General features: G+C 50.5%; 32 protein-coding genes and 2 tRNA genes. 30 read left to right on the top strand and 4 right to left on the bottom strand.

All coding sequences use genetic code 11. The features are described from left to right. Position 1 precedes the first annotated feature (1 nt). Positions 2-205: a sulfur carrier protein ThiS gene (gene thiS / locus QQZ12_RS05225; protein ID WP_223247958.1), complete on the top strand. Its 204-nt coding sequence runs from the start codon at positions 2-4 to the stop codon at positions 203-205. A 5-nt stretch (positions 206-210) separates the two neighbouring features. Further along, on the top strand, positions 211-975 hold the full coding sequence (locus QQZ12_RS05220; RefSeq protein ID WP_102992941.1) for a thiazole synthase: 765 nt from the start codon (positions 211-213) through the stop codon (positions 973-975). A 48-nt stretch (positions 976-1,023) separates the two neighbouring features. On the opposite strand, the gene ftsW is transcribed toward QQZ12_RS05220, so the two are convergent. Beyond that, entirely contained in the window at positions 1,024-2,160 is a 1,137-nt protein-coding gene (gene ftsW, locus QQZ12_RS05215; protein ID WP_102992940.1) for a putative lipid II flippase FtsW, read from the bottom strand. Positions 2,161-2,451: 291 nt separating this feature from the next. Between ftsW and rodA the strand changes: the two genes are divergently transcribed. The 9 genes from rodA to QQZ12_RS05170 all read left to right on the top strand — a co-directional run bounded on the left by rodA (position 2,452) and on the right by QQZ12_RS05170 (position 9,601). Continuing rightward, positions 2,452-3,609, top strand: a complete 1,158-nt coding sequence (gene rodA, locus QQZ12_RS05210; RefSeq protein ID WP_284724053.1) for a rod shape-determining protein RodA — start codon at positions 2,452-2,454, stop codon at positions 3,607-3,609. Positions 3,610-3,780: 171 nt separating this feature from the next. Then, positions 3,781-4,473, top strand: coding sequence for a zinc metallopeptidase (locus tag QQZ12_RS05205; protein ID WP_102992938.1), 693 nt, complete (start codon positions 3,781-3,783; stop codon positions 4,471-4,473). 148 nt (positions 4,474-4,621) lie between these two features. Then, positions 4,622-5,179, top strand: coding sequence for a YhcN/YlaJ family sporulation lipoprotein (locus QQZ12_RS05200; protein WP_102992937.1), 558 nt, complete (start codon positions 4,622-4,624; stop codon positions 5,177-5,179). 399 nt (positions 5,180-5,578) lie between these two features. Next, on the top strand, positions 5,579-5,875 hold the full coding sequence (locus QQZ12_RS05195; protein ID WP_189318860.1) for a DivIVA domain-containing protein: 297 nt from the start codon (positions 5,579-5,581) through the stop codon (positions 5,873-5,875). Positions 5,876-5,890: 15 nt separating this feature from the next. Continuing rightward, entirely contained in the window at positions 5,891-6,274 is a 384-nt protein-coding gene (locus tag QQZ12_RS05190) for a hypothetical protein (RefSeq protein ID WP_284724052.1), read from the top strand. 139 nt (positions 6,275-6,413) lie between these two features. After that, positions 6,414-8,030 (top strand): peptide ABC transporter substrate-binding protein, encoded by a 1,617-nt coding sequence (locus QQZ12_RS05185; RefSeq protein WP_106341438.1) that lies wholly within the window; start codon positions 6,414-6,416, stop codon positions 8,028-8,030. A 302-nt stretch (positions 8,031-8,332) separates the two neighbouring features. Next, entirely contained in the window at positions 8,333-8,698 is a 366-nt protein-coding gene (locus QQZ12_RS05180; RefSeq protein WP_102992933.1) for a hypothetical protein, read from the top strand. A 95-nt stretch (positions 8,699-8,793) separates the two neighbouring features. Beyond that, a tRNA-Gly gene (locus tag QQZ12_RS05175) sits at positions 8,794-8,867 on the top strand. Positions 8,868-8,968: 101 nt separating this feature from the next. Then, positions 8,969-9,601 carry an O-methyltransferase gene (locus tag QQZ12_RS05170; RefSeq protein WP_284724051.1) on the top strand — a complete coding sequence of 211 codons (633 nt, stop codon included), beginning with the start codon at positions 8,969-8,971 and terminating at the stop codon, positions 9,599-9,601. Positions 9,602-9,800: 199 nt separating this feature from the next. Here the strand turns inward: QQZ12_RS05170 and QQZ12_RS05165 are convergent, their stop codons facing one another. Next, a complete protein-coding gene (locus QQZ12_RS05165; protein WP_154987892.1) occupies positions 9,801-10,094 on the bottom strand; it encodes a PGPGW domain-containing protein in 294 nt (97 codons plus the stop codon). Between the two features lie 100 nt (positions 10,095-10,194). Here QQZ12_RS05165 and QQZ12_RS05160 point away from each other — a divergent pair, with 100 nt between their 5' ends. The 7 genes from QQZ12_RS05160 to QQZ12_RS05130 all read left to right on the top strand — a co-directional run bounded on the left by QQZ12_RS05160 (position 10,195) and on the right by QQZ12_RS05130 (position 16,433). Then, entirely contained in the window at positions 10,195-10,755 is a 561-nt protein-coding gene (locus QQZ12_RS05160; protein ID WP_102992931.1) for a beta-class carbonic anhydrase, read from the top strand. Positions 10,756-10,770: 15 nt separating this feature from the next. Beyond that, entirely contained in the window at positions 10,771-11,241 is a 471-nt protein-coding gene (gene msrA, locus QQZ12_RS05155) for a peptide-methionine (S)-S-oxide reductase MsrA (RefSeq protein ID WP_154987893.1), read from the top strand. Positions 11,242-11,366: 125 nt separating this feature from the next. After that, entirely contained in the window at positions 11,367-11,714 is a 348-nt protein-coding gene (locus tag QQZ12_RS05150) for a CHY zinc finger protein (protein ID WP_431606297.1), read from the top strand. A 107-nt stretch (positions 11,715-11,821) separates the two neighbouring features. Beyond that, positions 11,822-12,862, top strand: coding sequence for a LacI family DNA-binding transcriptional regulator (locus QQZ12_RS05145; protein WP_284724050.1), 1,041 nt, complete (start codon positions 11,822-11,824; stop codon positions 12,860-12,862). A gap of 276 nt (positions 12,863-13,138) precedes the next feature. Further along, positions 13,139-14,302, top strand: coding sequence for a cysteine desulfurase family protein (locus QQZ12_RS05140; protein WP_102992928.1), 1,164 nt, complete (start codon positions 13,139-13,141; stop codon positions 14,300-14,302). After that, positions 14,299-15,498, top strand: a complete 1,200-nt coding sequence (thiI, locus tag QQZ12_RS05135; RefSeq protein ID WP_106341435.1) for a tRNA uracil 4-sulfurtransferase ThiI — start codon at positions 14,299-14,301, stop codon at positions 15,496-15,498. Before QQZ12_RS05140 ends, thiI begins: the two co-directional genes overlap by 4 nt. 242 nt (positions 15,499-15,740) lie before the next feature. Further along, a complete protein-coding gene (locus tag QQZ12_RS05130; RefSeq protein WP_223247957.1) occupies positions 15,741-16,433 on the top strand; it encodes a TerC family protein in 693 nt (230 codons plus the stop codon). Between the two features lie 95 nt (positions 16,434-16,528). On the opposite strand, the gene QQZ12_RS05125 is transcribed toward QQZ12_RS05130, so the two are convergent. Further along, a tRNA-Gln gene (locus QQZ12_RS05125) sits at positions 16,529-16,603 on the bottom strand. Positions 16,604-16,794: 191 nt separating this feature from the next. Here QQZ12_RS05125 and QQZ12_RS05120 point away from each other — a divergent pair. The 12 genes from QQZ12_RS05120 (at position 16,795) to QQZ12_RS05065 (ending at position 24,271) form a co-directional block, all read left to right on the top strand. Continuing rightward, the gene (locus QQZ12_RS05120) at positions 16,795-17,907 is read left to right on the top strand and encodes a GspE/PulE family protein (protein WP_181352753.1); all 1,113 of its coding nucleotides are present in this window, start codon (positions 16,795-16,797) and stop codon (positions 17,905-17,907) included. Next, positions 17,879-18,922: a type II secretion system F family protein gene (locus QQZ12_RS05115; protein WP_123827464.1), complete on the top strand. Its 1,044-nt coding sequence runs from the start codon at positions 17,879-17,881 to the stop codon at positions 18,920-18,922. Before QQZ12_RS05120 ends, QQZ12_RS05115 begins: the two co-directional genes overlap by 29 nt. Positions 18,923-18,935: 13 nt before the next feature. Continuing rightward, positions 18,936-19,271 (top strand): competence type IV pilus major pilin ComGC, encoded by a 336-nt coding sequence (locus QQZ12_RS05110; protein ID WP_102992924.1) that lies wholly within the window; start codon positions 18,936-18,938, stop codon positions 19,269-19,271. Continuing rightward, positions 19,259-19,705 carry a hypothetical protein gene (locus QQZ12_RS05105; RefSeq protein WP_123827463.1) on the top strand — a complete coding sequence of 149 codons (447 nt, stop codon included), beginning with the start codon at positions 19,259-19,261 and terminating at the stop codon, positions 19,703-19,705. Before QQZ12_RS05110 ends, QQZ12_RS05105 begins: the two co-directional genes overlap by 13 nt. Next, positions 19,702-20,079, top strand: a complete 378-nt coding sequence (locus QQZ12_RS05100) for a type II secretion system protein (protein WP_284724049.1) — start codon at positions 19,702-19,704, stop codon at positions 20,077-20,079. Before QQZ12_RS05105 ends, QQZ12_RS05100 begins: the two co-directional genes overlap by 4 nt. Next, positions 20,021-20,551 carry a hypothetical protein gene (locus QQZ12_RS05095; protein ID WP_181352751.1) on the top strand — a complete coding sequence of 177 codons (531 nt, stop codon included), beginning with the start codon at positions 20,021-20,023 and terminating at the stop codon, positions 20,549-20,551. Before QQZ12_RS05100 ends, QQZ12_RS05095 begins: the two co-directional genes overlap by 59 nt. After that, on the top strand, positions 20,535-20,912 hold the full coding sequence (locus tag QQZ12_RS05090) for a hypothetical protein (RefSeq protein ID WP_106341431.1): 378 nt from the start codon (positions 20,535-20,537) through the stop codon (positions 20,910-20,912). Before QQZ12_RS05095 ends, QQZ12_RS05090 begins: the two co-directional genes overlap by 17 nt. Before the next feature lie 27 nt (positions 20,913-20,939). Continuing rightward, positions 20,940-21,461 carry a shikimate kinase gene (locus tag QQZ12_RS05085; protein ID WP_106341430.1) on the top strand — a complete coding sequence of 174 codons (522 nt, stop codon included), beginning with the start codon at positions 20,940-20,942 and terminating at the stop codon, positions 21,459-21,461. Between the two features lie 42 nt (positions 21,462-21,503). Continuing rightward, on the top strand, positions 21,504-21,725 hold the full coding sequence (locus QQZ12_RS05080) for a YqzE family protein (RefSeq protein ID WP_181352750.1): 222 nt from the start codon (positions 21,504-21,506) through the stop codon (positions 21,723-21,725). Between the two features lie 166 nt (positions 21,726-21,891). Beyond that, entirely contained in the window at positions 21,892-22,998 is a 1,107-nt protein-coding gene (gene ispG / locus QQZ12_RS05075) for a flavodoxin-dependent (E)-4-hydroxy-3-methylbut-2-enyl-diphosphate synthase (protein ID WP_154987810.1), read from the top strand. A 134-nt stretch (positions 22,999-23,132) separates the two neighbouring features. Further along, positions 23,133-23,345 (top strand): DUF378 domain-containing protein, encoded by a 213-nt coding sequence (locus tag QQZ12_RS05070; RefSeq protein ID WP_102992916.1) that lies wholly within the window; start codon positions 23,133-23,135, stop codon positions 23,343-23,345. A gap of 218 nt (positions 23,346-23,563) precedes the next feature. Then, positions 23,564-24,271 (top strand): gamma-glutamyl-gamma-aminobutyrate hydrolase family protein, encoded by a 708-nt coding sequence (locus QQZ12_RS05065; protein WP_102992915.1) that lies wholly within the window; start codon positions 23,564-23,566, stop codon positions 24,269-24,271. Positions 24,272-24,325: 54 nt separating this feature from the next. Here QQZ12_RS05065 and QQZ12_RS05060 read toward each other — a convergent pair whose 3' ends face one another. Beyond that, positions 24,326-25,339: a cytochrome d ubiquinol oxidase subunit II gene (locus QQZ12_RS05060; RefSeq protein WP_102992914.1), complete on the bottom strand. Its 1,014-nt coding sequence runs from the start codon at positions 25,337-25,339 to the stop codon at positions 24,326-24,328. Positions 25,340-25,353: the final 14 nt, after the last annotated feature.

Below are 25,353 nucleotides of genomic sequence, written 5' to 3'. Positions count from 1 at the left end.
TGTGATCATTCAGTTGAATGGAAAGTCATTCACTGTGGCTGAAGGCACCGAGACGGTGGCTGATTTGGTCGCCGCCTTAAATTTGGCGTCGCGCATTATCGTCGTGGAACACAATCGGACGGTATTGACGCGGGACGATTATCCGCGTGTGGGATTGCAAGATGGAGATCAAGTAGAGATTGTTCAATTTGTAGGGGGAGGATGAGCCACATGCTCAAAATAGGAAATCATACATTTCATTCTCGTCTGTTTTTGGGAACTGGCAAATTCCCATCGTTTGAGGTGCAAAAAAAGGCGGTGGACGCATCAGGAACGGAGGTGCTGACATTTGCGGTGCGTCGCATGAACATTTATCAACAAGATCAGCCTAATTTTTTGGAGATGCTGGATTTGACGAGATATAAGCTCTTGCCGAACACAGCGGGCGCACAAACGGTGGACGAGGCGGTGCGGATCGCGCATTTGGCCCGGGCTTCCGGTTTGTGCGACATGATCAAGGTTGAAGTGATCGCTGACACGAAGACGCTGCTGCCTGATCCCATCGCCACGCTGGAAGCGACGAAGATTTTGGTCGAAGAGGGGTTCACGGTACTTCCGTATACTTCTGACGATCCGATCTTGGCACGCAAATTGTGGGAAGCAGGTGCCCACGCGATTATGCCGGGGGGATCTCCTATCGGGTCGGGGCAAGGCTTGTTAAATCCGTTGTACCTCCGTTATATCATTGAAGATTCCCCTGTGCCTGTCATCATCGATGCGGGCATCGGTTCTCCGGCCGATGTGGCACAAGCGATGGAATTGGGGGCCGACGGGGTGTTGTTAAACACGGCTGTGTCGGGAGCGAAAGATCCGGTCAAAATGGCACAGGCGATGAAATGGGCCGTTGAAGCTGGACGGCTGGGCTGGGAGGCTGGCCGTATTCCCAAAAAGGTTGTGGCCACGGCCAGCAGTCCAAAAGAGGGCATGTTGGACTAAGTGCATGAAAAAGGCCAAATCGGATGACGCATCCGATCTGGCCTGGTTTCACATATGGACAGGTCGAGCGACGGTGGGGCGCTTGCCTGTCTTTTCTTTTTTGGTGCGATAGCGAGAGATGTTAAGCAACATGCCTAAACCGATCATTTTGATGATCAGAGCCGTCCCCCCATAGCTGATCAGCGGCAGAGGAACGCCGGTCACGGGGAGCAGAGCGGTGACAACACCTAAGTTAAAGATCGATTCGATGCCCATCAAGGTGACGATCCCGATCCCGAGCAGTGTGCCGAATTGGTCAGGCGCCTGCAATGCGATCAACACCCCGCGCACGATGAATAGGATGAACAACAAAATCACTAACGATCCCCCGACAAAGCCTAATTCTTCCGAGATGATGGAGAAGATGAAGTCGGTGTGGGCTTCAGGCAGATAAGCGAGCTTTTGGATGCTTTCGCCCAATCCTACTCCTGTCAAGCCACCAGGGCCGATAGCGATGAGCGATTGAATGATCTGGTACCCTTCATCATTGGGATTGCTAAGCGGGTTTAATAACGTGTGCAAGCGCTCGATCCGGTAATCGCTAGTCAGCATGATTAAAATCATGGCTGGGATGCCGGAAAAGAGCAACAAGGCTAGGTGCTTGATGCGCGCGCCGGAGCAAAAAATGATCACAAAGCAGGTGGCGACGATGATAACAGTCGCGCTGAAGTGGGGCTCCAATACCAACAAGGAAGAAACCAAGCCAATAACGATCAGCGGCGGCAACAAGGCCCGCTTGAAATTATCCAACAGGGGTTGCTTTTTTACCATGATCGAAGCGGTATAGATGATCATGCCGAGCTTCACGAGTTCCGACGGCTGAAAATCGATGAAGCCCAAGTCGATCCAGCGGCGCGCGCCGTTGCGCACTTCGCCGAACAAAAGCACGGCCAATAGGAAGAAGAGTGAAAGGAACAAGATGATCCCTACGTATTTGCGGTAAAATTGGTAGGGGATGTTGGAGACCGCAAAAAACAGCACCAGTCCCAACAAACCGTAGACCAATTGCTTTTTGAAAAAATAGTATGAGTCCTGCAAATCCACATAGCCTTTAAAATAACTGGCGCTAAACACCATGATCAGGCCGATACCTAATAGGGTAAAAGTGATCAAAATCAGCCAAAAGTCAGGTTTGCCGCGTTTCATAACTACAATCTCCTTTTAGCGAAGAGTTATCCTTTATCATGAATTGCGTGATGGTAAACTGCTCCGCCTCCTACGATGGCGGGGACATCAGGAAAATAGGTTTACCAACGCATGTTCGTTTGTTAAGCTGTGATTAGTTGTGGCGGGACTGATGACAAGCGTGTCCGCGGATGCAGGGGTTGTACCTGCCAAGCCGCGCACGGGGCGAATCGGCGTATTCCCGCGCGCTGTCGTCAGGAAGTGTCACATGTGATGGTCAGACTCTGATTGTAAAAAAAGGGGCAAGGGATCATGAGAACAGTCCAAAAAAAGAGGTTCTTAATTCTTAACATTGATCCATTTATCATCATGATGGTATTGGTGTTGGCAACTATCAGCATTGTAGCCATATCGAGCGCAACTTACACCGATGACCCCACTTATGTAAATAAGCAGATTGTATGGTATGTAGTGGGTTTTCTATGTATGTCTATTTTTCTCCTGTTGGATTATAAAATTTTGTCACAAGGGAGATTTCTGTACATTTTGTTTGGTTTCAGCGTGTTGCTGAACTTGTTGGTGATGGTGCCCGGTTTGGGGGTCGAGGTGAACGGCGCCCAGCTGTGGTTTCGTATCGGTGGTTTTCAGTTTCAACCTTCGGAAATGATGAAGCTGGTCCTGATTTTGATTTTAGCGAAAGTGTTGGCGGAGAAAAAGGGTCACCCTTGGTCCGACCTATCTTCTCTAGGACGCATTTGCTGGTTGTTTGGGGTGCCGTTTCTCATTATTTTAGCACAGCCTGACTTGGGGACGGCACTTATCCTCTTTGGCATTCTGCTCAGCATGTTGCTGGTGAGTGGACTGGATTGGAAATGGTTTGTGAGCGGGCTTTTGGTAATTGGTTCAATCGCGGGCAGCGTTCTTCTTCTGTATGTTACAGACTCTCCGCTGTTGCACGTCATTCTTCAGCCGCACCAGGTCAAACGGATTCAAATTTTCATCGATCCGGCTTCTGATCCGTCGGGAGCGGGCTACCAATCAACACAGGCAAAGATCGCGATTGGCTCCGGTATGTTACATGGCAAGGGCTTCCATCAAGGGACGCAGGCGCAAGGGAATTGGATACCGGAACCGCACAATGACTTTATTTTCGCCGTCTACGCCGAGGAATTCGGGTTTATTGGCGCCAGCATCCTCATTTGCGCCTATCTGCTATTGATATACCGCATGTTGGTGGTCGCCTTGCGCTCGGATCACCTATTTGGAACCTATATTGTGGCGGGAGTCATGGGGATGTTTGTGTTTCAAATCTACCAAAATATCGGGATGACGATCGGCTTGATGCCCATCACGGGGATTCCCCTGCCTTTGATCAGCTATGGCGGCAGTTCGCTTTTGACCCAAATGCTGGCGATTGGATTTGTGGTCAATGTGGGCATGCGTACCCAGACGGATGCACTGTCCTTTTGAGATCCTATATCACTTTCACGGCACCTGCGGCTTGGAAGCCCGGGTGTGATTTATTTTGTTTTGGAATTGGAAAAACAAGCCTATATTTTTACAAATTCTTGATTTCTATCAAATCGCTGTCATGTTTTTGGATGAAACGGGGTAAGGTTATGATAGGGGGGAAGGACAGAGATGATCAATGCATTGTTTGGTTTCACATTTGTTGTCGGTTTGGCGTTGACCTTATGGGCTCAGTGGAGAGTGAAAGGCAATTTCAACCGCTGGTCGCAGGTCGCAGCCAGATCGGGAATGACCGGGGCTGAAGTCGCCCGGCGCATTCTTGACGACAATGGATTACACCATGTACCTGTTCAAGTGGTGCCAGGACGTTTGTCGGACCATTATGACCCGACCGCGCCTGCTGTCCGCTTGTCCGAAGATGTCTATTATTCAAACTCGATCGCGGCCATTTCAGTGGCGGCGCATGAGTGCGGCCATGCCTTGCAACATAAAGAGTCCTACGGGGCATTGGTATTTCGCCACCGCATGGTTCCGGTACTGAACTTCACATCCGGCGCAGCGCCGTTCCTGCTGTTTGCTGGCGTGGCTTTCCGCATGACCGGCCTTCTGGTGTTGGGTCTCATTTTCTTTTCCACAGTGGTTCTTTTCCACTTGGTGACTCTGCCAGTGGAGTTTAACGCCAGCGCCAGAGCCAAACAAATCATGGCGCGGCAAGGGTTCATCAACGGTGTTGAGGAAGAGCGGGGAGTGAACCGGGTGTTGGGTTCAGCTGCATTCACCTATGTTGCCGGAGCGTTGGTCGCTTTGATGGAGTTGTTACGATATATTGTACTTTTATTTTTGCAAAATAGCAGTGATGATTGATACGGGAAAGCAAATGGGCTTTCCCGTTTTTTTTGCCATTAACCTCCTTGGTTTCCTGATTCTCGGCTAGCGATTAGACACATAATCGCCGGAGTGAAATCCATACTAACCCTGAGCGGAACCAGTTGAACCAAGGGAGGCAGATCGCGTGAACAGTAGAAAATGGATGACGGGCGTAGTCGCCGCCGGGCTGTTGGTAGCGACGTTGACCGGTTGCGCTACCAATAACAAAGAAGCGGTGGAAAAACGGCAGGATCAGGGGATGCGGACAACGAGAGTGACCGACCGGACTTACAGACAAATTAATCGTCCGGAGTATCCCAATGTGGCCAGAGACCGCTATGACACCTTAGATGACAACATGGCGAGGGGGATTCGGTTGGCAGACAATGTGGCACACGAAGTGGCCCGCATGCCTCAAGTGGACACCGCCTCGGCGATCATCATGGGCCGAACCGCTTACCTTGGCGTGATGCTGAAAAAAAGGGTTGGGGACGGGCAAATGTCCCAAGACCTGAACCGACAGATTTCCGCTCGGGTGCGGGCCGTTGATCCTAGCATCCGCCGCGTGTATGTGTCGCAAAACCCCGATTTCGTCAAGCAAATGAACAACTATGCCCAGGATTTGCGGCAAGGTCGCCCAGTGCAAGGTTTTTTCAAAAACTTGATGGATATCATTCGGCGGACTTTTCCAGAAGCCAGATAATGGATTTTAGGGCGGGAGAATTTCAACCGCCCTTTTATTGTTTCTATAAAAATCACTGGGACTTTCGCCATTCGGTCGTTGGTTGGAACAGCTGGCGTTGCGGGGCCGAGGCGGAAGCCGGATGGGTTCGCTGTGGGCATGATGAAAGGGGCTTCATTGGTGTGACGGGTTTTGTAGGGAGTTATTATCGAAAAATTGACTAGAACCGTGTCATTCCAAAAGGAAAAATGAACTTTTAATAAATTTCACTCTTCCTTAGAAACGGAATCTTGGTTATTCTATAAAATAAGATGGGATATATTCATCAACGCATCTGAATCTTCATACAAAGAAGATGTTTCATCGAAAATGTTTTTATATAATGAATGTAAATGGAATGTGAAGGGGAGCGTGTTGTCAATGAAAAGAATCACTCCGATGGAGATCTTTAATAAAGATTTCAAGCATGCCATAAGAGGGTACGATATCGAGGAAGTGAATGAATTTTTGGATTTGATCATAAAAAGCTATGAAGATGTATTGCAGGAAAACGAATATTTGAAGGAACAGCTTAAAAAGGCCAAAAGTGCCTCCAGTCGGCGCACGGGTAATACAGCGCCACATTCGACTGTCGGTAAGAGCGGTGGGGAATATGATGAAGTAATCAAAAACATCCTTAACCGGTTGGAACATCTCGAATCATTGGTGCTCAGATAAAAGGGGGATGGTGATGTGTCCAAGCTACAGCGCTTTTTCACCGGCGTGGTGGAAACCAGTGACAATGCCAAGGAGAACGAGTTGCGAACGAGGTATTACTGCGACCGTTTGTCAAACGCCGTGGCCGCGCTCAAACAGATTCCTGCTCAATCCCCTCGCTTTCGGCTGATTCATGTCGATGGCACCAGGGGAGAGGTTATGCTGGAATACGCCAATGGATTGGGGTTGAAGCATGATTTGGTGGTCACTGTGATTGAGGTGTCGCCAATGCGACTGGCGGTAGATGTGCATGCGGCTTTGCGGGCTCGTTTTGTCGATATGGGATGGAATGTGCAGGCGATCAGCGTCATCTATGCCATGCTGGATCGGCAGTTGGCTAAAGACGAGCGGTTGCATTGAAGGCGGCATGAGGAGTGCGCCTGCGCACTTCTTTTTTCGCAACAATATTCAGTTTATTCTATTTATATAATATAATGTGGTTATTCCGGTATTTATTGCGAAAAGTGAAGGGATTGGCGAGGGAAAAGGGGGAATCGATGTGAAACGTATTGGATTTATATCGTTGCTTATCCTTTTAGTGGCAAGCGCATGTCTTTCCGGTTGCACCTCTGGGGCCGGTCAAGGCACGGCGGACGACAAGACATTGCAATTAATTTTGAGCGGTGAACCAACTTCGCTTGACCCGGCTGATGCGTTTGACTCTGATACTTTGGACGTGACGCATAATTTGTTTGAAGGGCTGATGCGCTTGGACAAGACGCACAAGCCGCAACCGGCCGTCGCGGAAAAAGCGGAGTTGAGCGCAGATGGCCTTTCCTACACATTCAAGTTGAAAAAAACCTATTGGTCCAATGGCGATCCATTGACAGCCCATGACTTTGAGTACGCTTGGAAACGTGCGCTCAACCCGAAACGAGCTTACCAGACCGCTTTTTTGTTTTACTTTATCGAAGGGGCGGAGGAGTATAACACAGGCAAAGGTACGGAAGATCAGGTTGCCGTGAAAGCGGTTGATGATACGACGCTAGAGGTGAAATTGAAACAACCCACTCCGTCTTTTTTGGAATTGGTGTCTTACCCCGCTTTCTCACCGGTTAACCGGAAAGTGGACGCGCAAAATGCAAATTGGCATGCCGAAGCGAAAACATATGTGAGCAACGGCGCCTTCAAATTGACCGAATGGAAGCACGACGCTGAACTGAAGGCGGAGAAAAACGAAAAATATCACAACCAAGACAAGGTGAAGCTGGCCACCCTCCATTATTCCATCATTAACGATAACAAGACCGCCTACACGATGTTCAAAACGGGTAAGTTGGACGTTGTGTCTAAGTCGCAGGTTCCAGCCGACTTGGTTCCTTCCCTGATAGAGAGTGGGAAGCTAAAACCTTCTGATGGAAACGGACTCGCTTTTTTCCGGTTCAATGTTGAAAAAGAGCCGTTTACCAATCAAAAAGTGCGCAAAGCGTTCGCCCTTGCCATTGACCGTAAAACGATTGCCGAACAGATTATCGCTGGGGGAGAGCAACCCGCCTACGGCTATGTGCATCCATCGGCGCCTAACGATTTTCGCCAAATCGGTGGCAATATGATCCAGGATAATCAGACCGCCGAAGCGAAGCGGCTGTTGGCCGAAGGGATGAAAGAAGAGGGCTGGGACAAGTTGCCGGAAGTCACTTTGCTGTACAGCAATTCCAACGAAAAGAATAAGAAAGTGGCGGAAGCTGTCCAGGAGATGATTCGCAAAGGCTTGGGTGTAAACATCCGGTTGCAGGCCAAGGAGCGAAAAGTGTTCTTCGCCGATGAGCGGTCGCAAAATTACAAGATGTCCTTGGCCAGTTTCTTGGCGGATTATAACGATGTGTACAACTATCTGGAAAGCTTCCAAACGGGACATTCCATGAACCGAACCAATTGGAGCAATGCTAAATATGACGAGCTGTTGAAGGAAGCGGCCAATACGGCAGATATCAAAGAGCGAGACCGGTTGCTCCATGAAGCGGAAAAAATCCTGATCGAGGAAGCGCCGTTAACGCCTTTGTATTTCTATACGAATGCGGTAGTGGAGCAACGGGGGATTACCGGCATCCTTCGCCATCCGGTAGGTCCGTCAGATTATACGCAAGCCGACAAGGTGAATGAAGGCAACGATTAATATGTGTGGGAATAGAGACGGATTCCCATCTGTTTCATGCGCGTCGGGGGCGCTCTCTTTTACCACTCATGCGCCAGCTCGGATGCGCCGGGTGCACGTTAACCTGTGTTGAGGGTTGCAGCCACCGTAAGCAATCAAAAAACAACTTGCAAATAAGCCTGTTCCGGGTTTCCCTGGAAAATAAAAAGCCCGCGTGGTATTCCCGCGGGCTTTTTGCTTTTTTCGAATGGGGTTTATTAACAGGTAGAGCCCGAGGAAAACGGAGCATACTAACTGCAGGAAAGCGAGAAAGGAGGGGTAAGATGGCTGACAGACCAAATCATCATACAGACGAGGAAGAACGAGTGTCCAAATTGGATCATGATGAGGAAGTGGCGGCAGAGTTTTCACCGACTCCTGCGGGCATTCCCATTCGTACCAAAAACAAGGAACGTAATGAGGGAGAAGATGCGGATACAGAGAACAGCGGGGTGGGACTGGGAATTACCGCGCTTATTTTAGCAGTGCTCTCCTTTTTTATGTTGCCGTTCCTTCTCGCACCAGCGGGAATTATCATCGGTGCGATCGCGGCACGCCGTGGGAGCAGTTGGGGAATCTGGGCGGTTGCGGTCGGCATCATCGCGGTGATTGTTTCCTTGATCGTTTTGCCATTTCGGCTGATATTTTAAGCTCCCCCAAAAAGCTCCCGTTTTGGGGGCTTTTTGTGCTTGCCAACAGATTGGTTCTCTGTTAAAATATAAATTGTCAGCGAACATATTAACACGCGGATGTAGTTCAATGGTAGAACTCTAGCTTCCCAAGCTAGCAGCGCGGGTTCGATTCCCGTCATCCGCTCCACATTTTTTAGGAGAAGAGATGCCTGCAAAGGTATCTTTTCTTTTTATTTAACGCTAAAATTAATTTGTAGGATCACCAATTCAATAAAGGGGAGAAGTTGCTTGCGGGAACAAGAATATGTTCGTTCGCTATTCGCCCAAGAAGATGAAGTGCTTAAAAGCATCGCACCCGGTTTGGATGAGCGGGGTATGCCGCAAATATCGGTGCCGCCGGAAGTAGGCAAAACCCTATATCTGTTGGCCAGTTTATCGGGAGCCAAACGTGTGTTGGAAATTGGAGCGCTGGGCGGATACAGTACGATCTGGCTGGCGCGTGCACTGCCTGCGGACGGGCAAGTGGTTTCGCTGGAATTGAAGGAGGAGCATGCGGCATTCGCGAGGGAGAATGTGACCAAAGCGGGGTTGGCAGATCGCGTCACGATTATGGTGGGTGATGCCACAGAGAGTTTGGCCACGCTGGTTGACAAGCAAGAGAAATTTGATTTTTTCTTTCTCGATGCTGATAAGCCTAACTATCCGCACTACCTGGAACAAGCGATTACATTGGCTTCGCCCGGCGCGGTGATTGCTGCCGATAATCTTTTCCAAAATGGCCGGATCTTTGATGAATCCTACCAAGGGCCTTCTCCAGTGACGATTCGTCGGTTCAACCGACAACTTGCCGAAGATCCGCGGTTGGAATCCATCATCCTGACCATCGGGGACGGCTTAGGCGTGTGCCGCGTCAAAAAATAAAAACTTCCCTGTGATGGGAAGTTGCCTTTGGTGATGCGGAAGTGTAGACGATCATCACTAAACCGGCGCCTACTCTGCGAATTGCGCAGGATGGGATGCGCCGGCGCCCAGCAAAACATTTCAAAAATCGGCTAGCAGAAACGTTCTTCTCAAGGAGCGCTGTCGCGCGTGAAGTGGGAAAAGGGGATGGCAACAGCTTTCATTCTTGGTCGGGGGAATTTGCACCCCAATTGCGTTTTTTCTTGTTGGGAGGAATGATCCAGCCTTCCACTCGATGAATCCAAGAGTCGAATGTGGCCGACAGCTTGGGGTAACGCGATTTCAAGCGTTCCAGCCATCGCTTGGCCCAAGGGGAGCTTTTTGACAAGAGATAAAGCCCAATCAAAAGGAAGAGGATACCCTGCAAAAACGGAAGGAATAATCCAAGCACGCCGAGAATGAGAAAAAACCAGCCAAAAATGTTATAGAGCAACATGCGTTTCGTCGAATTCATGCAACGAATCGAACTCCTTTGTGCGTGTTTTTTAACAGTATACCCGAGCCGCGCATGGATGAATATGAAGGATTTTTGGCAATGAACTGGGGGGATTCTGATGAGCCAATTGGAAAACATTTTGCAACACAATCGTGAATTTGTGGAGAATAAAGCCTATGATCCATATAAAGCAAACCGTTATCCCCTCAAGAAGCTGTTGGTCGTCACTTGCATGGACACGCGGTTGGTGGAATTGCTTCCTCGGGCGCTCAATCTCAAAAACGGGGATGCCAAAGTGTTGAAAACCGCCGGTGCGCTGATTTGTCAGCCATATGGTAGCATCATGCGTAGCGTGTTGGTGGCTGTCACGAAGTTAGAGGCTCAGGAGATCATGGTTGTCGGCCATCATGATTGCGGCATGGTCGGTCTGACTGCGGAAACGGTGTTGGAGGAACTGACCGAACGCGGAATCACGGACGCCGATCTTACCCGCTTGAGCGAAGCTGGGGTGGATGTAGGCACATGGCTGTGCGGGTGCAAAGATGTGGAGACAGGCGTGATGGAAAGTGTTAAAATGATCCAAAACCATCCTCTGTTGCCCAAAGATGTGCTTGTGCACGGATTGGTGATCCATCCGGAAACCGGAGAATTAACCTTGCTTCACGATGGAAGAAAATGAGTGGAGGGTATGGATATGGCATTGGCGACATTTGGTGCAGGATGTTTCTGGGGAGTAGAAGAAACGTTCCGCAAACTACCGGGAGTTTTGAACACCGCCGTCGGTTATATGGGCGGAACGAAAGAAAACCCCACTTATGAAGAAGTGTGCACAGACAAAACAGGACACGCAGAAGTGGTGCAAGTCGAGTTTGATCCGGAACAAATCACGTATGCAGATCTGCTGGACGTGTTCTGGAACAACCACAACCCAACCACTCTCAACCGCCAAGGCCCCGATGTGGGCACTCAGTACCGATCTGTCATTTTTTATCATGATGAAACGCAAAAGAAACTCGCGGAGGCTTCCAAGCAAGAGTTGGATCGCTCGGGCCGCTTTAAAAACCCGATCGTCACCCAAGTGGAGCCGGCTACAACTTTTTGGCGGGCTGAAGAATACCATCAGCGCTATCTGCAAAAGCGTGGCATGGATTCTTGCCATCTGTGACGCTACACCCAGCGCGATGGGTTGCCTCTTTGGGCCGGACCGCGGGCTGAAAGCCATTTTATATCTTGGAGTTGGGCCGCCCTGTTGGGCTGGCCCTTTTTCGTTCTCAGAAGGGAGATGATCTAGTGGGCGGGGTGTTTATTCACGGAGCCGTTGTCGACGAAGAAACCCGATGCGTCCACTATCGCAGCGAGCGGGATATCATCGCGATCCGTTTCGCGTGTTGCGGTCGTTATTATCCGTGCATCAAATGCCATCAAGAGGCGGAAAGCCATTTGGTCAGAACCTGGAAACCGGATGAGTGGGATCAAAAAGCGGTTTTTTGTGGCAGTTGCAAACAAGAGCTGTCCATACGGGACTACCTTTCAGCCGCAGGGGCTTGTCCGTCGTGTGGTCGACCGTTTAATCCGGGTTGCCAAAAGCATTGGCACCTGTATTTTGAGATCGGGCAGCAGCCTGGATGCCCACGGTAAAAACCTTTTCGATCGCTTGCAAGCTGGTTTATCGCTGTTTAACCAGAAAATGTGCGGGTAACTGGAGTATAATGAAGGTGAACAATGATGGGTGAAGGAGCGCTTTTATGGTTACAATCAAAGATGTTGCAAGACGGGCGGCTGTTTCCCCTTCAACCGTTTCCCGTGTGATCGCGGGAAGCAACCGGATCAGCCTTCAAACGAAGCTGCGTGTGCAACAGGCGATGGAGGAGTTGAATTATGTTCCCAATGCTATTGCTAGAAGTTTGGCCAGAAGCCATACGCGTACCATCGGTTTTACGGTTGCCAGGCAAGCGGATGAAGCTTTTGCCAACCCTTTTTTTTCAGAAGTGATGAGAGGGATGTCTACGGTTGCCCAAGCGCTTGACTACAATATTTTGCTGTCGATTAATCCTTCCGCGGAGGAGGAACGGGAAAAATGTATGCGCTTGATCAAAGAGCGGCGTGTCGATGGGTTAATTGTTTCTACCTCCCGGATGAAAGACCGCTTGATTGACGCCTTGGCAGAAGAACAGATTCCGTTTGTGCTCATCGGACGAAGTGCGGAAAAGCCGGTGCTGTCGGTCAACAATGACAATGTACAAGCGGCACGAACGGCGACGGCCCACCTGTTTGAACAAGGCTATGAACGGGTCTTGTTTCTTGGCGGAGACCGCCGCCTTGTGGTGACGCAAGATCGCCTGGCCGGTTACAAGCAAGCATGTTACGAATGGCAACGCGCATATGATGAATCCCATGCGCTTGAAGCAGAGTTTTCGATCGAAGGTGGGTACCGGGCGCTTTTGGAAGCAAAAGAAAGAGGGATTGCCTTTGACGCTGTGCTAGCGGCGGACGATTTGTTGGCGCTGGGCGCGCTCAAATACGCTGAGACAAGCCATTACCGGGTACCTGAACAATTGGGTGTGGTTGGTTTCAACGACTCTCCGCTCCTTTCGTTTGTACGCCCCCCGATGACCAGCGTCAGAATATTGGCATACGAATTGGGGATTGAGGCGATGGAGCTGTTAATCGACACGTTGGAAAATCCGGCCAAGGCGGGGATGAAAAAAGAAATTCTGCTCCCTTCTGAACTGATCGTGCGCGCGTCAAGTGTTCGAAGCGGAGGAGAGAACACCGCCGGAAGGTAAGGAAGGTATGCTAGGGTGCGTCTGGCAAATCAAGTTGGTGGGGAAGAAGCACCGGAAAACCCTTTTCTCGAGGAGCGCTGATAAACAAGTGTAGCGAATGAGAAAAGGGTTTTGGAGCCCCTGGCCTATTGATCAGAAACGCCCTAGTGGGAAGAAAACCGTCAACATGAGACTGATTTGTCAATAAGCTCACACCTGACTGTCATGTCAGGTGTTTTGTTTTATGTTAGAATGGTGAAGTTATAGAAGTGAGGAGAATGAAAGGAGGGTTGTGCGATGATCTATTTGGACAACAGTGCGACGACGCAAACGGACGCCGACGTGATCAAGGTGATGGCAGATGTGATGGCCAATGTGTACGGAAATCCGTCTTCTCTGCATGGGCTGGGGGTCAAAGCGGAACGGTTGATGGAGCAAGCCCGTAAAATCATAGCTCAAGAGCTCGCTGCCAGTCCGCAGGAAATCATTTTCACCTCGGGCGGAACCGAAGCAAATAATATGGCGATCAAGGGAGTGGCCGAAGCGTATCAGCACCGGGGCAAGCACATCATCACCACCGAGTTGGAGCACCCTTCAGTCTATGATACATGCAAACAGCTGGAACAGCGGGGATGGCGGATCAGCATGCTCCCTGTTGACCATTTGGGCCGCGTCAGCCCTGAGTTGGTGGAACAATCCATAACAGAAGACACTGTGCTTGTTTCTGTCATGCACGTCAACAACGAAATCGGAACCGTCCAGCCAATCAGTGAGATTGGGAAACGGTTGAGGCGTTATCCCAAAGTTTTGTTTCATGTGGATGCTGTCCAATCGTTTGCCAAGTTTCCCATTTATCCTGAACAATGGGGGATTGATCTATTATCGGTGTCAGGGCATAAATTTCACGGGCCGAAAGGGATCGGCTGTTTATATAAGCGGAAAAATCTACAATTGACTCCCCTTCTTGCCGGCGGTGGACAAGAGCAAGCCTTGCGATCGGGCACGCAAAATCTGCCCGGCATCGTCGGTTTGGCTAAAGCGACTGCGCTCGCAGGCAAACAAAGGGATGCCTTTATGGAAAGGTGCCGTGCATGGAAGGAGTGGCTGATTCAGCGCATAACCGCTGAAATCAAGGGGGTTCGCGTCAATGGTGATGTGACCGGTAACGGTGGGGCTCCCTACATATTGAGTCTCTCTTTCCCCGGACTGAAATCAGAGGTCATCGTGCATGCATTGGAGCAAGAGGGAGTGGTCGTTTCCAGCAAATCGGCGTGTTCATCCAAAAAAGAGGTGCCCAGTCGGGTGCTCAAAGCGATTGGCTTGGAGGATGAAGCAGCGGTGGGCTCCATACGCATCAGCATGGGCTTGATGACGACGGAGGAAGAGGTGCGCCATGCGGCGGATGCCTTGCTAAAAGTGATTCCATCATTACAACAAGTGATAAAGGTGCGTAAGAGATGAAAAGAAACTGCATTTTGGTGCGATATGGTGAGCTGGCCTTAAAAGGCAAAAACAAAGCGGAATTTGAAGACCGCCTGGTAAAAAATATCCGTGACAAAGTGAGACGGTTTCCAGGCGTTCAAGTGAACAAAACCCATGGGCGCATTTTTATTGAGTTTGGGGAACAAGCTGTCGAGCCTATTTTGGAAGAAGTGTCTCAAGTGTTTGGCTTGGTAGGCATCAGCCCGGCGATTCGTGTCGCCTCTGATTGGGAAGAAATTAAAGGGGCCGTGCGGGAGTTGGTTGAGTCACAACGCGATGCCGTCCGCACGTTCAAAGTGAACAGCAAACGGGCCAACAAAACGTTCCCCATCGGCTCGCAAGAGATGAATCATCGGTTGGGTGGCTATCTGTTGGGGATGTTTCCGCAGCTCAAAGTAGATGTGCACAATCCGGAGCTGACCGTTCATGTCGAAGTACGTGGTAAATATTCTTACGTTTACGGCAATGACATCAACGGGCCAGGAGGCTTGCCTGTCGGTGTGAGTGGGCGCGTGATGTTGCTCTTATCCGGCGGGATTGACAGCCCTGTCGCAGGCTACTTGGCGCTGAAACGCGGCGCTGAATTGCATGCGATCCATTTTCACAGTTATCCGTTTACCAGCGAACGGGCCAAACAAAAAGTGATTGACTTGGCGCAGACGCTTACGCGTTACGGCGGCCGCATCAAGTTACATGTGGTGCCTTTTACCGAAATCCAAACGGAAATCAACAAACACTGTTTTGAGTCGTACTCGATCACCGTCATGCGGCGCATCATGCTACGGATATCCGAAGAGGTGGCTAAGCGCAATGGGGCGTTGGCGCTGGTGACTGGGGAGAGCTTGGGCCAAGTGGCCAGTCAGACGCTTGAGAGCATGAATGCAATTAATGATGTAACCCGGATGCCGATTTTGCGCCCGGTGATCGGAATGGACAAACATGAGATCATGAATATCGCCAAGCGCATCGGCACTTATGAAACATCGATTTTGCCTTATGAAGACTGTTGTACCGTCTTCTTGCCCAAAGCGCCCAAAACCAAACCGGATAAAGAAGTGGCCCGTGCGCAAGAAGCGAAGTTGGACTTGGAGCGGTTGATCCAAGAAGCGGTTGATGGCGTCGAAGTGATTGATTTAGTTCCGGAACAGCCGGATGAGGAACTCTCTTATTTCTGAACGATCGCAGGCTAAAGTGCTGGGAAGCAGGCTACTTACGGTTGTACGCCTTCCTGTCATCGCGCGACCCTTTTTATCATAAGGATAGGGTGACAAGCCTCCCGGCGCCCTTTGACCGGGGCAAGTGCCGGCCTGCCGGTGTGAATCGTTCATTTGTGAGTATCCGTGTTTCGTCCCGGGTTGGGGGATGAGGATTCGGGGTGGATGGATTTGCAGATTACTGCTAGATGAGGGGCTGAACAATGGAAGCGATTGGGTTTATGGATTTGAAATTTTGGGTTGGTTTTTTCAACATCATTATCTTGGACCTTATTTTAAGCGGCGACAATGCGGTAGTCATCGGCATGGCTGCGCGGAATCTGCCAGAGCAGCAACGGAAGAAAGCGATTCTCTTTGGGGCGGGGGCGGCGATTCTGTTGCGGGCAACCTTGACCGCCGTTGCCACATATCTGTTGGAAATCCCGTTGTTGATGACGATTGGCGGGTTGTTGCTGTTGTGGATCGCCCTCAAGCTATTGCTGGAAGAAGATGAAGGCCCTCATGTTTCCGTGGGTACCACCTTGGCTTCGGCTATCAAAACGATCATCATTGCCGATGTAGTGATGAGCCTTGACAATGTGGTCGCCGTAGCCGCCAGCGCGCATGGGAACGTATTCTTGGTGCTGTTTGGACTGGCTCTTAGCATACCAATCATCATGTGGGGTAGCGGATTGGTGGCAAAGGTGATGAACCGCATTCCATGGTTGATGTATGTCGGATCAGCCATACTGGGTTATACAGCTGGTAGTTTGATCGTGGAAGACCCTTATGTTTCCAAAACATTGCTGGAAGGGCAGGAAGGCTGGAGCATCGGGATTCCGATCGTGCTGGCGGTTTTGGTCGTCTTGATCGGGTATACGCTCAAAAAAAACATGGGCAAACATAAAACGGCATAGTCTGTGAAGAATGGCTTCCATCTTGGGGAGCCATTCTTTATTTGTAAGTGTAGAATGAAAAAAGTGGTTGTCCCATATGGGTCAACCACTTTTTTTGGCTGGGGAAGTAGGATTCGAACCTACGCATCACGGAGTCAAAGTCCGTTGCCTTACCACTTGGCTATTCCCCATCGCCGGCATCATTATTGTATGCCGAAGGGGCCGATGTCATGCACCATCCATGAATTTTTTTATTCTTATTTTTTGAAATGGAACGAATAGACGTTCTGTTGTTGGTGAAAAAAGGCAGGATTTTTCATATTAAGGGAGAAAATGTCAAATTGACTCCAAATTTGCCTGGATGAAATGGAGAGATGGGATGGTGGGGAAGAAACACGATGTCATGCAGTTCATCAATCAGTTATTGACTAAAGCGAGCAAACAACGGGCGAGTGACATTCATATTGAGCCGCAGGCAACGCATGTGCGGATTCGACAACGCATCGATGGATTTTTGCTTGAGACGGATCAGATAGCCAAAGCATTTGCCAATGCCCTTATCTCCCACATTAAAATCACCAGCCAACTGGACATCGGAGAGAAGCGGATGCCCCAGGATGGAGCGATGCGGTGGGAGGAACAGGACGTTCGCCTAGATGTCCGTGTGTCTACTTTGCCGACGGCCCATGGCGAAAAAGTGGTGTTACGATTGCTCAAAACCGAGCAACAAGCCTATCAGCTGGATGATTTGGGAATGCCACCCGCAGAACGGGACAGAACGGAGCTTCTCTTGCGGCGGGGAAGCGGACTCGTCATTGTGTCGGGGCCAACTGGATCAGGCAAAACGACCACCTTGTACGCCATGATTCAAGCATTAAACCGGACAGAGGCCAATATCGTCACATTGGAGGACCCCATTGAATTGAAGCTACAAGGAGTTAATCAAGTCCAAATCCGCCCTAAAGCAGGTTTGACCTTTGCTCGGGGGTTGCGGTCGGTGTTGCGCCAAGACCCTGACATCATCATGATCGGGGAGATCCGGGATGAAGAAACGGCCAATATTGCGATAGGCGCGGCGCTATCAGGTCATCTGGTGCTCTCTTCGCTACACACATCTGACGCCATTCGGGCGGTCACCCGCCTGGTTGACATGGGCATCGCACCGTACCGGGTCGCAGCTGCGTTGTCGGGGGTGATCGCGCAACGGTTGGTGCGCCTGGTTTGTGACCAATGCGGTGGCAAGCGGTGTTCTGTCTGCCAACACACGGGATATCATGGGCGAACAGGTGCGTTTGAAGTGATGGGAATGGATGAGGATCTGGAACAGCTGATTGCTAAGGGCGCCTCGTTGGCCGACATGCGGGCCCTTTTGCGGGAACAAGGGGTGAGGGGGCTCAAAGAAGCGGTGAAAGCGTTGGTAGATCAGAATCGAACCACTTATGAAGAATGGATGCGGGTGATCGAAGGTGTGGAGAAAGAACAAATGGAGTGCTGAACAGTACATGTTATACAGCCAGCAGATGGCCCATTTGCTGGACAGTGGAATCCCGTTGTTGACCAGCCTGGATGTGCTCAAAGAACAACGGTTGATCTCCAAGCGGTTTTACAAGCGGCTGATCCATCTGTTGAATCAGGGATTCAGCTTGTCCATCGCTTTGGAAAAGTTGGCTTTCCCAGCTCTTTTCATCTCATTCATCCGGGCGGCCGAAGAACATGGGGATTACGCACATGGTTTTAAACAATGCGAGTCTTACTATGAGACGAGAGCCCGCTGGACCCGCGAGCTCGGCAAGTCGCTCATCTATCCGCTATTGGTGCTGGCGATTGCTAGTTTGGCCTTATTGTTCCTGTTGGGGGTCGTGTTGCCCCGGTTCACCGAACTGTACCAGATGATGGACGTGTCGCTTCCGGGACTGACCGCATGGCTGTTTTCCGTGCATGCTTCCGCAGGGGCTTGGATGCCCGAGGTAGCGGTGTGGGCCGGGGGCGGATTGACTGCTTGTGTGGGGACACGTATCGCTCCCAGACCGATTCGAGCGTGGTTGGCTAGAGGCTTGTTTTGCTTGCCACTGGTGGGAAGCATGCTGAAACATCGGCTGACCCATTTTTTCGCCATCCAATTGGGTTCGCTTTTAAAGGCAGGGGTTCCGTTGCTTGATGCGCTTCAGGCTTTACGCAAGATGACGCCGTGGCCGGTGCTCGATAGGGTTCTCGACGCCATCGTGGACAGTGTGATGGGCGGTGCTTCACTGTCGGAAGCGATTAGCAAAAGCGGTCGCGGTTTGTTTTTACCGTCGCTCGTGAAAATGGTGGCGTTGGGTGAGGAAAGTGGGAAGCTCGACCAAATCCTGCTCCATTTGTCTCATGGAACGGGGATGGTCATTAAAAACCGGTTGGAGCGGTTCACCCGCAGTGCTGAGCCATTGTTCATTTTTATCATCGGCTTGTTTATTGCCGTAATCATCATAGCGATGTTTTTGCCATTATTGCACCTGGTGCGGGCGATTTAAAGGAGGTGGAAGGATGAAAGGCAGGGGCTTTTTCGATGAGAGGGGTTTCACTTTGATGGAGATGCTAATCGTCGTGTTCATCATCGGCGTCATCTTGACCATTGCGTCTCCCAACTTGCTGGTGGCGGGGGAGAAGGCTAAACGGCAGGCGGACCGGGCCAACCGGCAGATGATCGCCGCCCAAGCCGACAATTATTATCTGGAGTATGGAGAATATCCAGGTGATGTGAAGGAGTTGGTACGCCGCGGATACTTACGTTCCGCTCCAAAATGTCCCTTCGGTGGCGAATATCAGATACGACGCTCTTTAAACATTACGGCGGAGCAGAGGGTGGTATGCGCCAAATGAAGGCCGGGGAACGGGGATGGACGCTGATTGAGTTGGTTATGGTTATCATCGTGTTAGGATGGATGTTTTCTATCACTTATCCCGCTTTCGCAACCATGGGGGAACGAACAGAACGGCAATTTTTCCTTGGGGCGTTGGCCAGTGAGCTGTCTTTAGCGCAGACGGAAGCCGAGAGCAGGGAGAGGGAAGTGACGGTAATACTTGATAACGCTCGCAAGCGAATCACGGTTAGCCAAGGTACTAAGCGCCAAAGAATGTTGCTTATTCCGCCTAAATATGCTGTCACCAGCAATTATCCGAGCAATCAGATTATTTTTCGCGATACCGGACAAGTGCGTGGGGGGACGATCTGGTTAAAGCGCGAAGGGAAACCGATTGGCAAAGTCGTGGTCCATGTGGCTTCGGGCCATCCGAAGGTGGAGTTGGGGCCATGAATTGGCGGGAACGTGGCTTCACCTTGGTCGAGACGATGATGGCTTTTTTGGTGTTTGGGGTTTTAACTGCTTTTGCCGTTCCCTTGTGCCGGGAATTAAATCTGCAACTTCATGAACAACAAATGGAGATGGAGATGGTTCGCATCTTGGAACATAAAATGGAAAGTCTGGCGAGCGACGTGGGATTGGCGGGTTCGGGTGCGGAATGGCTTCCTGGTCGGACAGAGGGAAGTGGACCCTACCACGTTCATTGGCGGACGGTTGAGATTGAACCACGTCTGTATGAAGTGTGGGTGGAGGTGAAGGGAAAGGATCGTGGCGGGAAAATCCATAAAAAACGCTGGGTTACGCACCGGTTTGTCGAAGCGCGGTGACGACGCCGGCTTCACCTATGTGGAACTCATGATCGCCTTCATGCTTTTGTTGCTGTTGTTGCCGGCCCTGTTCTTCATCGCCCATGCGTTTGAAACCAACCTGAAGACGTTCGTCGGGCAGCAGGAATTACAACTTGAGTACATGGCTTTCCGGCCCTTGGTCGAGCGAGACATTGCCCAAGCGATACATATTGCCACCATGGAAGGCGGAGTGCTGGAGCTGATCCATCCCGATGGGAAAGCTGTTCGATACCAGACGAGCAATCGGCAAGTGATCAGGCGAGTCAAAGAGGCCGGTGCGAACCGGTTTTCAGGGGCGACGGTCGTGCTTCGGCACGTGTATTACATGGGGTTTCATCCCGAGCGGCGGGGCGTTCGATTGGATATGGGATTGCAGAATTGGCTGGCAGATTTGGATATAAAGATCTTCATTGCGGGAAGGATGGGCGTTCACCATGCGGCAGACCGATGAGCGGGGCATGGCGTTGCCAGCAGTGACGGCCGTGACCACTCTACTGTTCACCTTTGCAGCTCTTGTGGCCACCATGGCTGTGCGCGCTGATAAGGCAGCAACGCTGTACGAAGAGCGGATGAGGGTCAAATACGCGACCGAAACAGGGATTGCCAAAGTCCAACAGGAGCGGTCATTGGGAAAGCGCCAGGCGGAGACGCTACTCAATGTGGGGGGCGTGATGGTGGTCGTTCAGACCGAAGAAAAAGAAGACGGCACCTTGCGGGTGGTAGCGACCGGTCACGGCGAACAGGGAGTGCGGCAAACTATTGCCGTTTTGCTGGATCAAAAGACGCTGGCGATTATCAAATGGATTGGGTAACATGGTTAATAAAAAACGGAGGCAACCATGCAACACAACAAACGGCATTTGGCACTGATCGGGATGATGGGGACGGGGAAGACCACGGTTGGACGGGCGGTTTCAGAGCTACTTGACATGACGTGGAGAGACACGGATCAGGAATTGGTGGCTAAATGGGGATGTTCCGTTGCCGAATTTTTCGCCCGTTATGGGGAAGAGCGGTTTCGAGAGGAGGAAACGGCGATGCTACGCGCCTGCTTGGAAGAACAAAGGCTCCTGTTGACGACGGGTGGAGGGATCGTCTTGCGCGAGCAAAATCGTCAACTCTTGTCCCAATGGGCTTATGTTGTTCATCTAGACGCTGAACCTCATGAAATCATTGAGCGACTGCGACGCACAGAGGAGGAGCGTCCCTTACTCCGCGGTGATCTGTCTGCACGGGTACACGCTATTTACCAAGCCCGACGCGACTTTTATCGCTTCGCCGATTTGCGGGTGGACACGACGGGCCGCGCGATCAGCGATATTGCAGAGGAGATCGCCCGTGCATGGCGGGAGCATGTTTAAAGGCGGACGGCATCGGCTATGCTAGTGGTGAGGTGGGGCGATATGTCTTTCAAGGATTGGGTCTGTTATCTGCTGGAACGCTGGCTTTGGTACGTTGAGACACCCAAGCACGAACGGAAAGAATTAAAACAGATGAGCAGGGTGCCATGGACGGTCAGATGGTTTGGATTGATTCCTTTTTCTATGAAGATGGCCGTTGACAAACAACGGTCGCGGCTAAGAAGTCGCACCATGGCTAAGCGTTCCATCAGAGAAGCCGAATGAGTTGGCGCACCGCAAATGAAGTTGAAAATGAAAGATTATGTGAAGGAGCAGTTGATGCTCCTTTTCTTTATATATGTGTGGTATACTTTGTAATTGAAGTTTCCAAGTCCTAATTGATAATCATGAAACATGACGCCATGTTGTTGTAAAAAGGAGAGAATCCTTTATGTATCATCGTACGGAAACAAGAGTGGTTAAGGTCGGAAACATACAAATCGGTGGAAACGACCAAGTGGTCATCCAAAGCATGACCACAACCAAGACACATGATGTAAAAGCCACTGTCGCGGAAATCAAGCGTTTGGAAGAAGCGGGTTGTCAAATCGTGCGTGTCGCTTGTCCGGACATGCGTGCCGCGGAAGCGATTGCGGATATCAAAAAAGAGATAAACATTCCGCTTGTTGCTGACATTCATTTTGATTATAAGCTGGCCTTGAAAGCGATTGAAGGCGGCATTGATAAAATCCGCATCAACCCGGGGAACATTGGGCGCCGCGAAAAAGTGGAAGCGGTAGTGAAAGCGGCCAAAGAACGGGGTATTCCGATTCGGATTGGAGTTAACGCCGGCTCATTGGAAAAGCGGATTTTGGATAAATACGGTTATCCCACCGCAGATGGCATGATTGAAAGTGCCAAGCATCATGTGGGCATTCTGGAAGATCTCGATTTTAAAGACATCATTATTTCCATGAAGGCGTCGGATGTGCGTTTGGCGATTGAAGCGTACCGAAAAGCGGCGGAAACGTTCCCTTACCCATTGCATTTGGGAATTACCGAATCAGGTACGCTTTTCTCCGGCACGATCAAAAGTTCTGCCGGATTGGGTGCCTTATTGGCAATGGGCATCGGTAACACGGTTCGTATCAGCCTGAGCGCCGACCCTGTGGAAGAAGTGAAAGTGGCGCGCGAGTTGTTGAAATCGTTTGGTTTGGCTGCCAATGTTGCTACGTTGATTTCTTGCCCCACGTGCGGCCGGATCGAAATTGACCTCATTAGCATTGCCAATGAGATTGAAGAATACATTTCGACCGTCAAAGCGCCGATCAAAGTGTCCGTGCTGGGATGCGCAGTCAATGGACCCGGCGAGGCGAAAGAAGCGGACATCGGGATCGCCGGTGCACGGGGAGAAGGGCTATTGTTTAGACACGGCCAGATTGTGCGCAAAATCCCTGAAAAAGACATGGTTTCCGAACTGAAGAAAGAAATTGACAAACTCGCTGAAGAGTATTACCGCAAGCAAGCGGCCGACGCCAAAGAGAAAGTGGAGGCGTGAGGGTCGTCTCATGCGCCCCTGTCAGGGCATCTCGTCCTGGCGGGGGCGTTTTTGCGTCATGGCGGGATGGTTATAAACTCCATGGCTTTAAGCCATACTATGAGTAGACCTCGCCATGGAAAGGAGGACAGGGAATGAGAAGTTTTGCCCTAACCTTGGTTATTATCGGAGCGTTGAATTGGCTGTTGATTGGATTATTTCAGTGGGACTTGGTAGCGGCGATATTTGGCGGCGACACGATTCGGGAATCTTCCGCATTCAGTCGGGTGATTTACAGCTTAGTTGGATTGGCGGGGATTTACGCTATTCGTTTCTTCTTTGATGAACGGGCGACAGTAAACGATTGAGTGACATGCGATATATGGAGCCTCAGGTAGATGCCTGGGGCTTTTTTGAATAACATGAACTTTCTCTTGAAGGGGAGTTAAATATCTAACTTAACATATGGAAGAACTCTTTTATAATGGAGGTGAATACACTGCATGCAAATGATTCAGACAGATGGAAATATTCGGTTCAACATGCGTCCGCAAACATGATGAATCCAGACTGGGGAGTGTGGAGAATGAAACCGATCATTGGGATAACGATGTCTCGGGAACACGAACAGCAACAGATCCTGTCAAGAGCATACAGCGACGCAGTCATCCAAGCGGGCGGTGTGCCCCTGTTAATCCCGTATACCACTTCGGACAAGGTGATTAAAGAGATGAGCCGGGTACTGGACGGTCTGTTGTTGTCGGGAGGAGGTGACATCGACCCCACATTGTTTGACGAAGAGCCTTTGCCAGGATTGGGGAGGATCGATCCCGACCGGGACGAGATGGAGATCGCGCTCATTGAACAATTCATTTCTCAAGATAAACCGATCTTGGGCATTTGCCGTGGGTGCCAAATCCTGAATGTTGCTCTGGGCGGCGGGATGTTCCAAGATCTTCCCTCACAAAAGAGCGACTTGTTGCAACACGCTCAGCAAGCTCCGCGATACCACGCCTCCCACACCATCCACATCGAAGAAGGCACCCTTCTCCACCGAATTTATCGCAAATCGGTGGCTAAGGTTAACAGCTTCCATCATCAAGCGGTCAGGGAAGTGCTTGCTCCCTTGCGGGTAAGTGCGGTGTCCCGGGATGGCGTGGTGGAAGCGTTTGAAAGCGAACAGCATCGATTTGTGATGGCCGTTCAATGGCATCCAGAAGAGATGGTGCGCATCGATTCTGATGCTGCCAACTTGTTTTCGGCGTTTGTGGAAGCGTGTCGACAACAACCATAATCTTCGATGTGCATGCGAAAAGCCCCCCCGGTGAGTGGCCAGGGGGCTTTGGAATTATTTTTCGCCGCGCACATATTTGGCGTTAAACAAGAACAGCCACATCAACAGTGCGATGGAAGGGATGAGCAAGAATAGACCGGCGATAAAGGCGCCTACCAAGGCCCAACCCATGGTGCTGTTTGTTAGCGCACTCGAAATGGTGACGTAATCATATAACAGGTAAGGCATATGTGACATTCCGTAACCGAAGAAAGCGTAAGCAAATTGGAACATGACAAAGATAAATTGAATTCCTAAGTTCTGGCGCTTCCACATCAGATAGACTGCGACACAGAAACAGAGGAAGGAAGCGCCAAACATCCAGCCAATGGAGAGGGCATTCTCGAAATGAACCGGATTATGTTTGGACAAGCTCCAAAATACCAGCAGACTGGCGAGAATGGTAGGGCCGCTCCAGAATAAAGTGTATTTGCGCAACAGCTCGCGAGCAGCCGTGTCTCCAGCCCGATCAGCATAAAATGTGAGAAAGCTGGCGCTGATATACAAAATGCTCACCAGAGCTAAGAACACCACGCTCCAAGAATAGGGGCTGGTCAATAGGCGATCTGCGTGGAAAACCACTTCCGTGCCGACTTTTTCAATAAATCCACCTTCCGAAATGGTTAAGACGGTGGACAACGAAGCGGGAATGAACAAGCCGGTCATGCCATACAAGAACATATACACGCGGCTCTGGCGGGCGCCGTAATTGGCAAAAGCGTAAAAGGAGCCGCGGATCGTCAACAGGATCAACGCGATGGAACCGGGGATTAACAAAGCCGTGCCATAATAATAAGCGGTGTCTGGGAAGAAGCCGACGCATCCGACGACAAAAAAGATGAGAAAAACGTTGGTAACTTCCCAGACCGGCGACAAATAACGGCTGATAATGTTATTGATGATATGGTCTTTTTTGGTCAACATGCTGTAGTACGAAAAGAACCCTGCTCCAAAATCGATCGATGCCACAATTAGATACCCGTACAGAAAAACCCATAGGACCGTAATCCCGATGATTTCTAGTTTCATGATCTTTCACCCCT

The sequence above is a fragment of the Laceyella tengchongensis genome, from assembly GCF_900182735.1.
Lineage (GTDB): Bacteria > Bacillota > Bacilli > Thermoactinomycetales > Thermoactinomycetaceae > Laceyella > Laceyella tengchongensis.
The sequence above is the reverse complement of the archived record's forward strand: the minus strand, read 5'-3'. Positions and strand labels throughout refer to the sequence as shown.

What these genes read in the sequence shown, in the direction of transcription:
- QQZ12_RS05220 (WP_102992941.1), top strand. Translation starts at nt 211, where the DNA reads ATGCTCAAAATAGGAAATCATACATTTCATTCTCGTCTGTTTTTGGGA.
- ftsW (WP_102992940.1), bottom strand. Translation starts at nt 2,160, where the DNA reads ATGAAACGCGGCAAACCTGACTTTTGGCTGATTTTGATCACTTTTACC.
- rodA (WP_284724053.1), top strand. Translation starts at nt 2,452, where the DNA reads ATGAGAACAGTCCAAAAAAAGAGGTTCTTAATTCTTAACATTGATCCA.
- QQZ12_RS05205 (WP_102992938.1), top strand. Translation starts at nt 3,781, where the DNA reads ATGATCAATGCATTGTTTGGTTTCACATTTGTTGTCGGTTTGGCGTTG.
- QQZ12_RS05195 (WP_189318860.1), top strand. Translation starts at nt 5,579, where the DNA reads ATGAAAAGAATCACTCCGATGGAGATCTTTAATAAAGATTTCAAGCAT.
- QQZ12_RS05180 (WP_102992933.1), top strand. Translation starts at nt 8,333, where the DNA reads ATGGCTGACAGACCAAATCATCATACAGACGAGGAAGAACGAGTGTCC.
- QQZ12_RS05165 (WP_154987892.1), bottom strand. Translation starts at nt 10,094, where the DNA reads ATGAATTCGACGAAACGCATGTTGCTCTATAACATTTTTGGCTGGTTT.
- QQZ12_RS05160 (WP_102992931.1), top strand. Translation starts at nt 10,195, where the DNA reads ATGAGCCAATTGGAAAACATTTTGCAACACAATCGTGAATTTGTGGAG.
- msrA (WP_154987893.1), top strand. Translation starts at nt 10,771, where the DNA reads ATGGCATTGGCGACATTTGGTGCAGGATGTTTCTGGGGAGTAGAAGAA.
- QQZ12_RS05145 (WP_284724050.1), top strand. Translation starts at nt 11,822, where the DNA reads ATGGTTACAATCAAAGATGTTGCAAGACGGGCGGCTGTTTCCCCTTCA.
- QQZ12_RS05140 (WP_102992928.1), top strand. Translation starts at nt 13,139, where the DNA reads ATGATCTATTTGGACAACAGTGCGACGACGCAAACGGACGCCGACGTG.
- thiI (WP_106341435.1), top strand. Translation starts at nt 14,299, where the DNA reads ATGAAAAGAAACTGCATTTTGGTGCGATATGGTGAGCTGGCCTTAAAA.
- QQZ12_RS05130 (WP_223247957.1), top strand. Translation starts at nt 15,741, where the DNA reads ATGGAAGCGATTGGGTTTATGGATTTGAAATTTTGGGTTGGTTTTTTC.
- QQZ12_RS05110 (WP_102992924.1), top strand. Translation starts at nt 18,936, where the DNA reads ATGAAAGGCAGGGGCTTTTTCGATGAGAGGGGTTTCACTTTGATGGAG.
- QQZ12_RS05105 (WP_123827463.1), top strand. Translation starts at nt 19,259, where the DNA reads ATGCGCCAAATGAAGGCCGGGGAACGGGGATGGACGCTGATTGAGTTG.
- QQZ12_RS05100 (WP_284724049.1), top strand. Translation starts at nt 19,702, where the DNA reads ATGAATTGGCGGGAACGTGGCTTCACCTTGGTCGAGACGATGATGGCT.
- QQZ12_RS05090 (WP_106341431.1), top strand. Translation starts at nt 20,535, where the DNA reads ATGCGGCAGACCGATGAGCGGGGCATGGCGTTGCCAGCAGTGACGGCC.
- QQZ12_RS05085 (WP_106341430.1), top strand. Translation starts at nt 20,940, where the DNA reads ATGCAACACAACAAACGGCATTTGGCACTGATCGGGATGATGGGGACG.
- QQZ12_RS05080 (WP_181352750.1), top strand. Translation starts at nt 21,504, where the DNA reads ATGTCTTTCAAGGATTGGGTCTGTTATCTGCTGGAACGCTGGCTTTGG.
- ispG (WP_154987810.1), top strand. Translation starts at nt 21,892, where the DNA reads ATGTATCATCGTACGGAAACAAGAGTGGTTAAGGTCGGAAACATACAA.
- QQZ12_RS05070 (WP_102992916.1), top strand. Translation starts at nt 23,133, where the DNA reads ATGAGAAGTTTTGCCCTAACCTTGGTTATTATCGGAGCGTTGAATTGG.
- QQZ12_RS05065 (WP_102992915.1), top strand. Translation starts at nt 23,564, where the DNA reads ATGAAACCGATCATTGGGATAACGATGTCTCGGGAACACGAACAGCAA.
- QQZ12_RS05060 (WP_102992914.1), bottom strand. Translation starts at nt 25,339, where the DNA reads ATGAAACTAGAAATCATCGGGATTACGGTCCTATGGGTTTTTCTGTAC.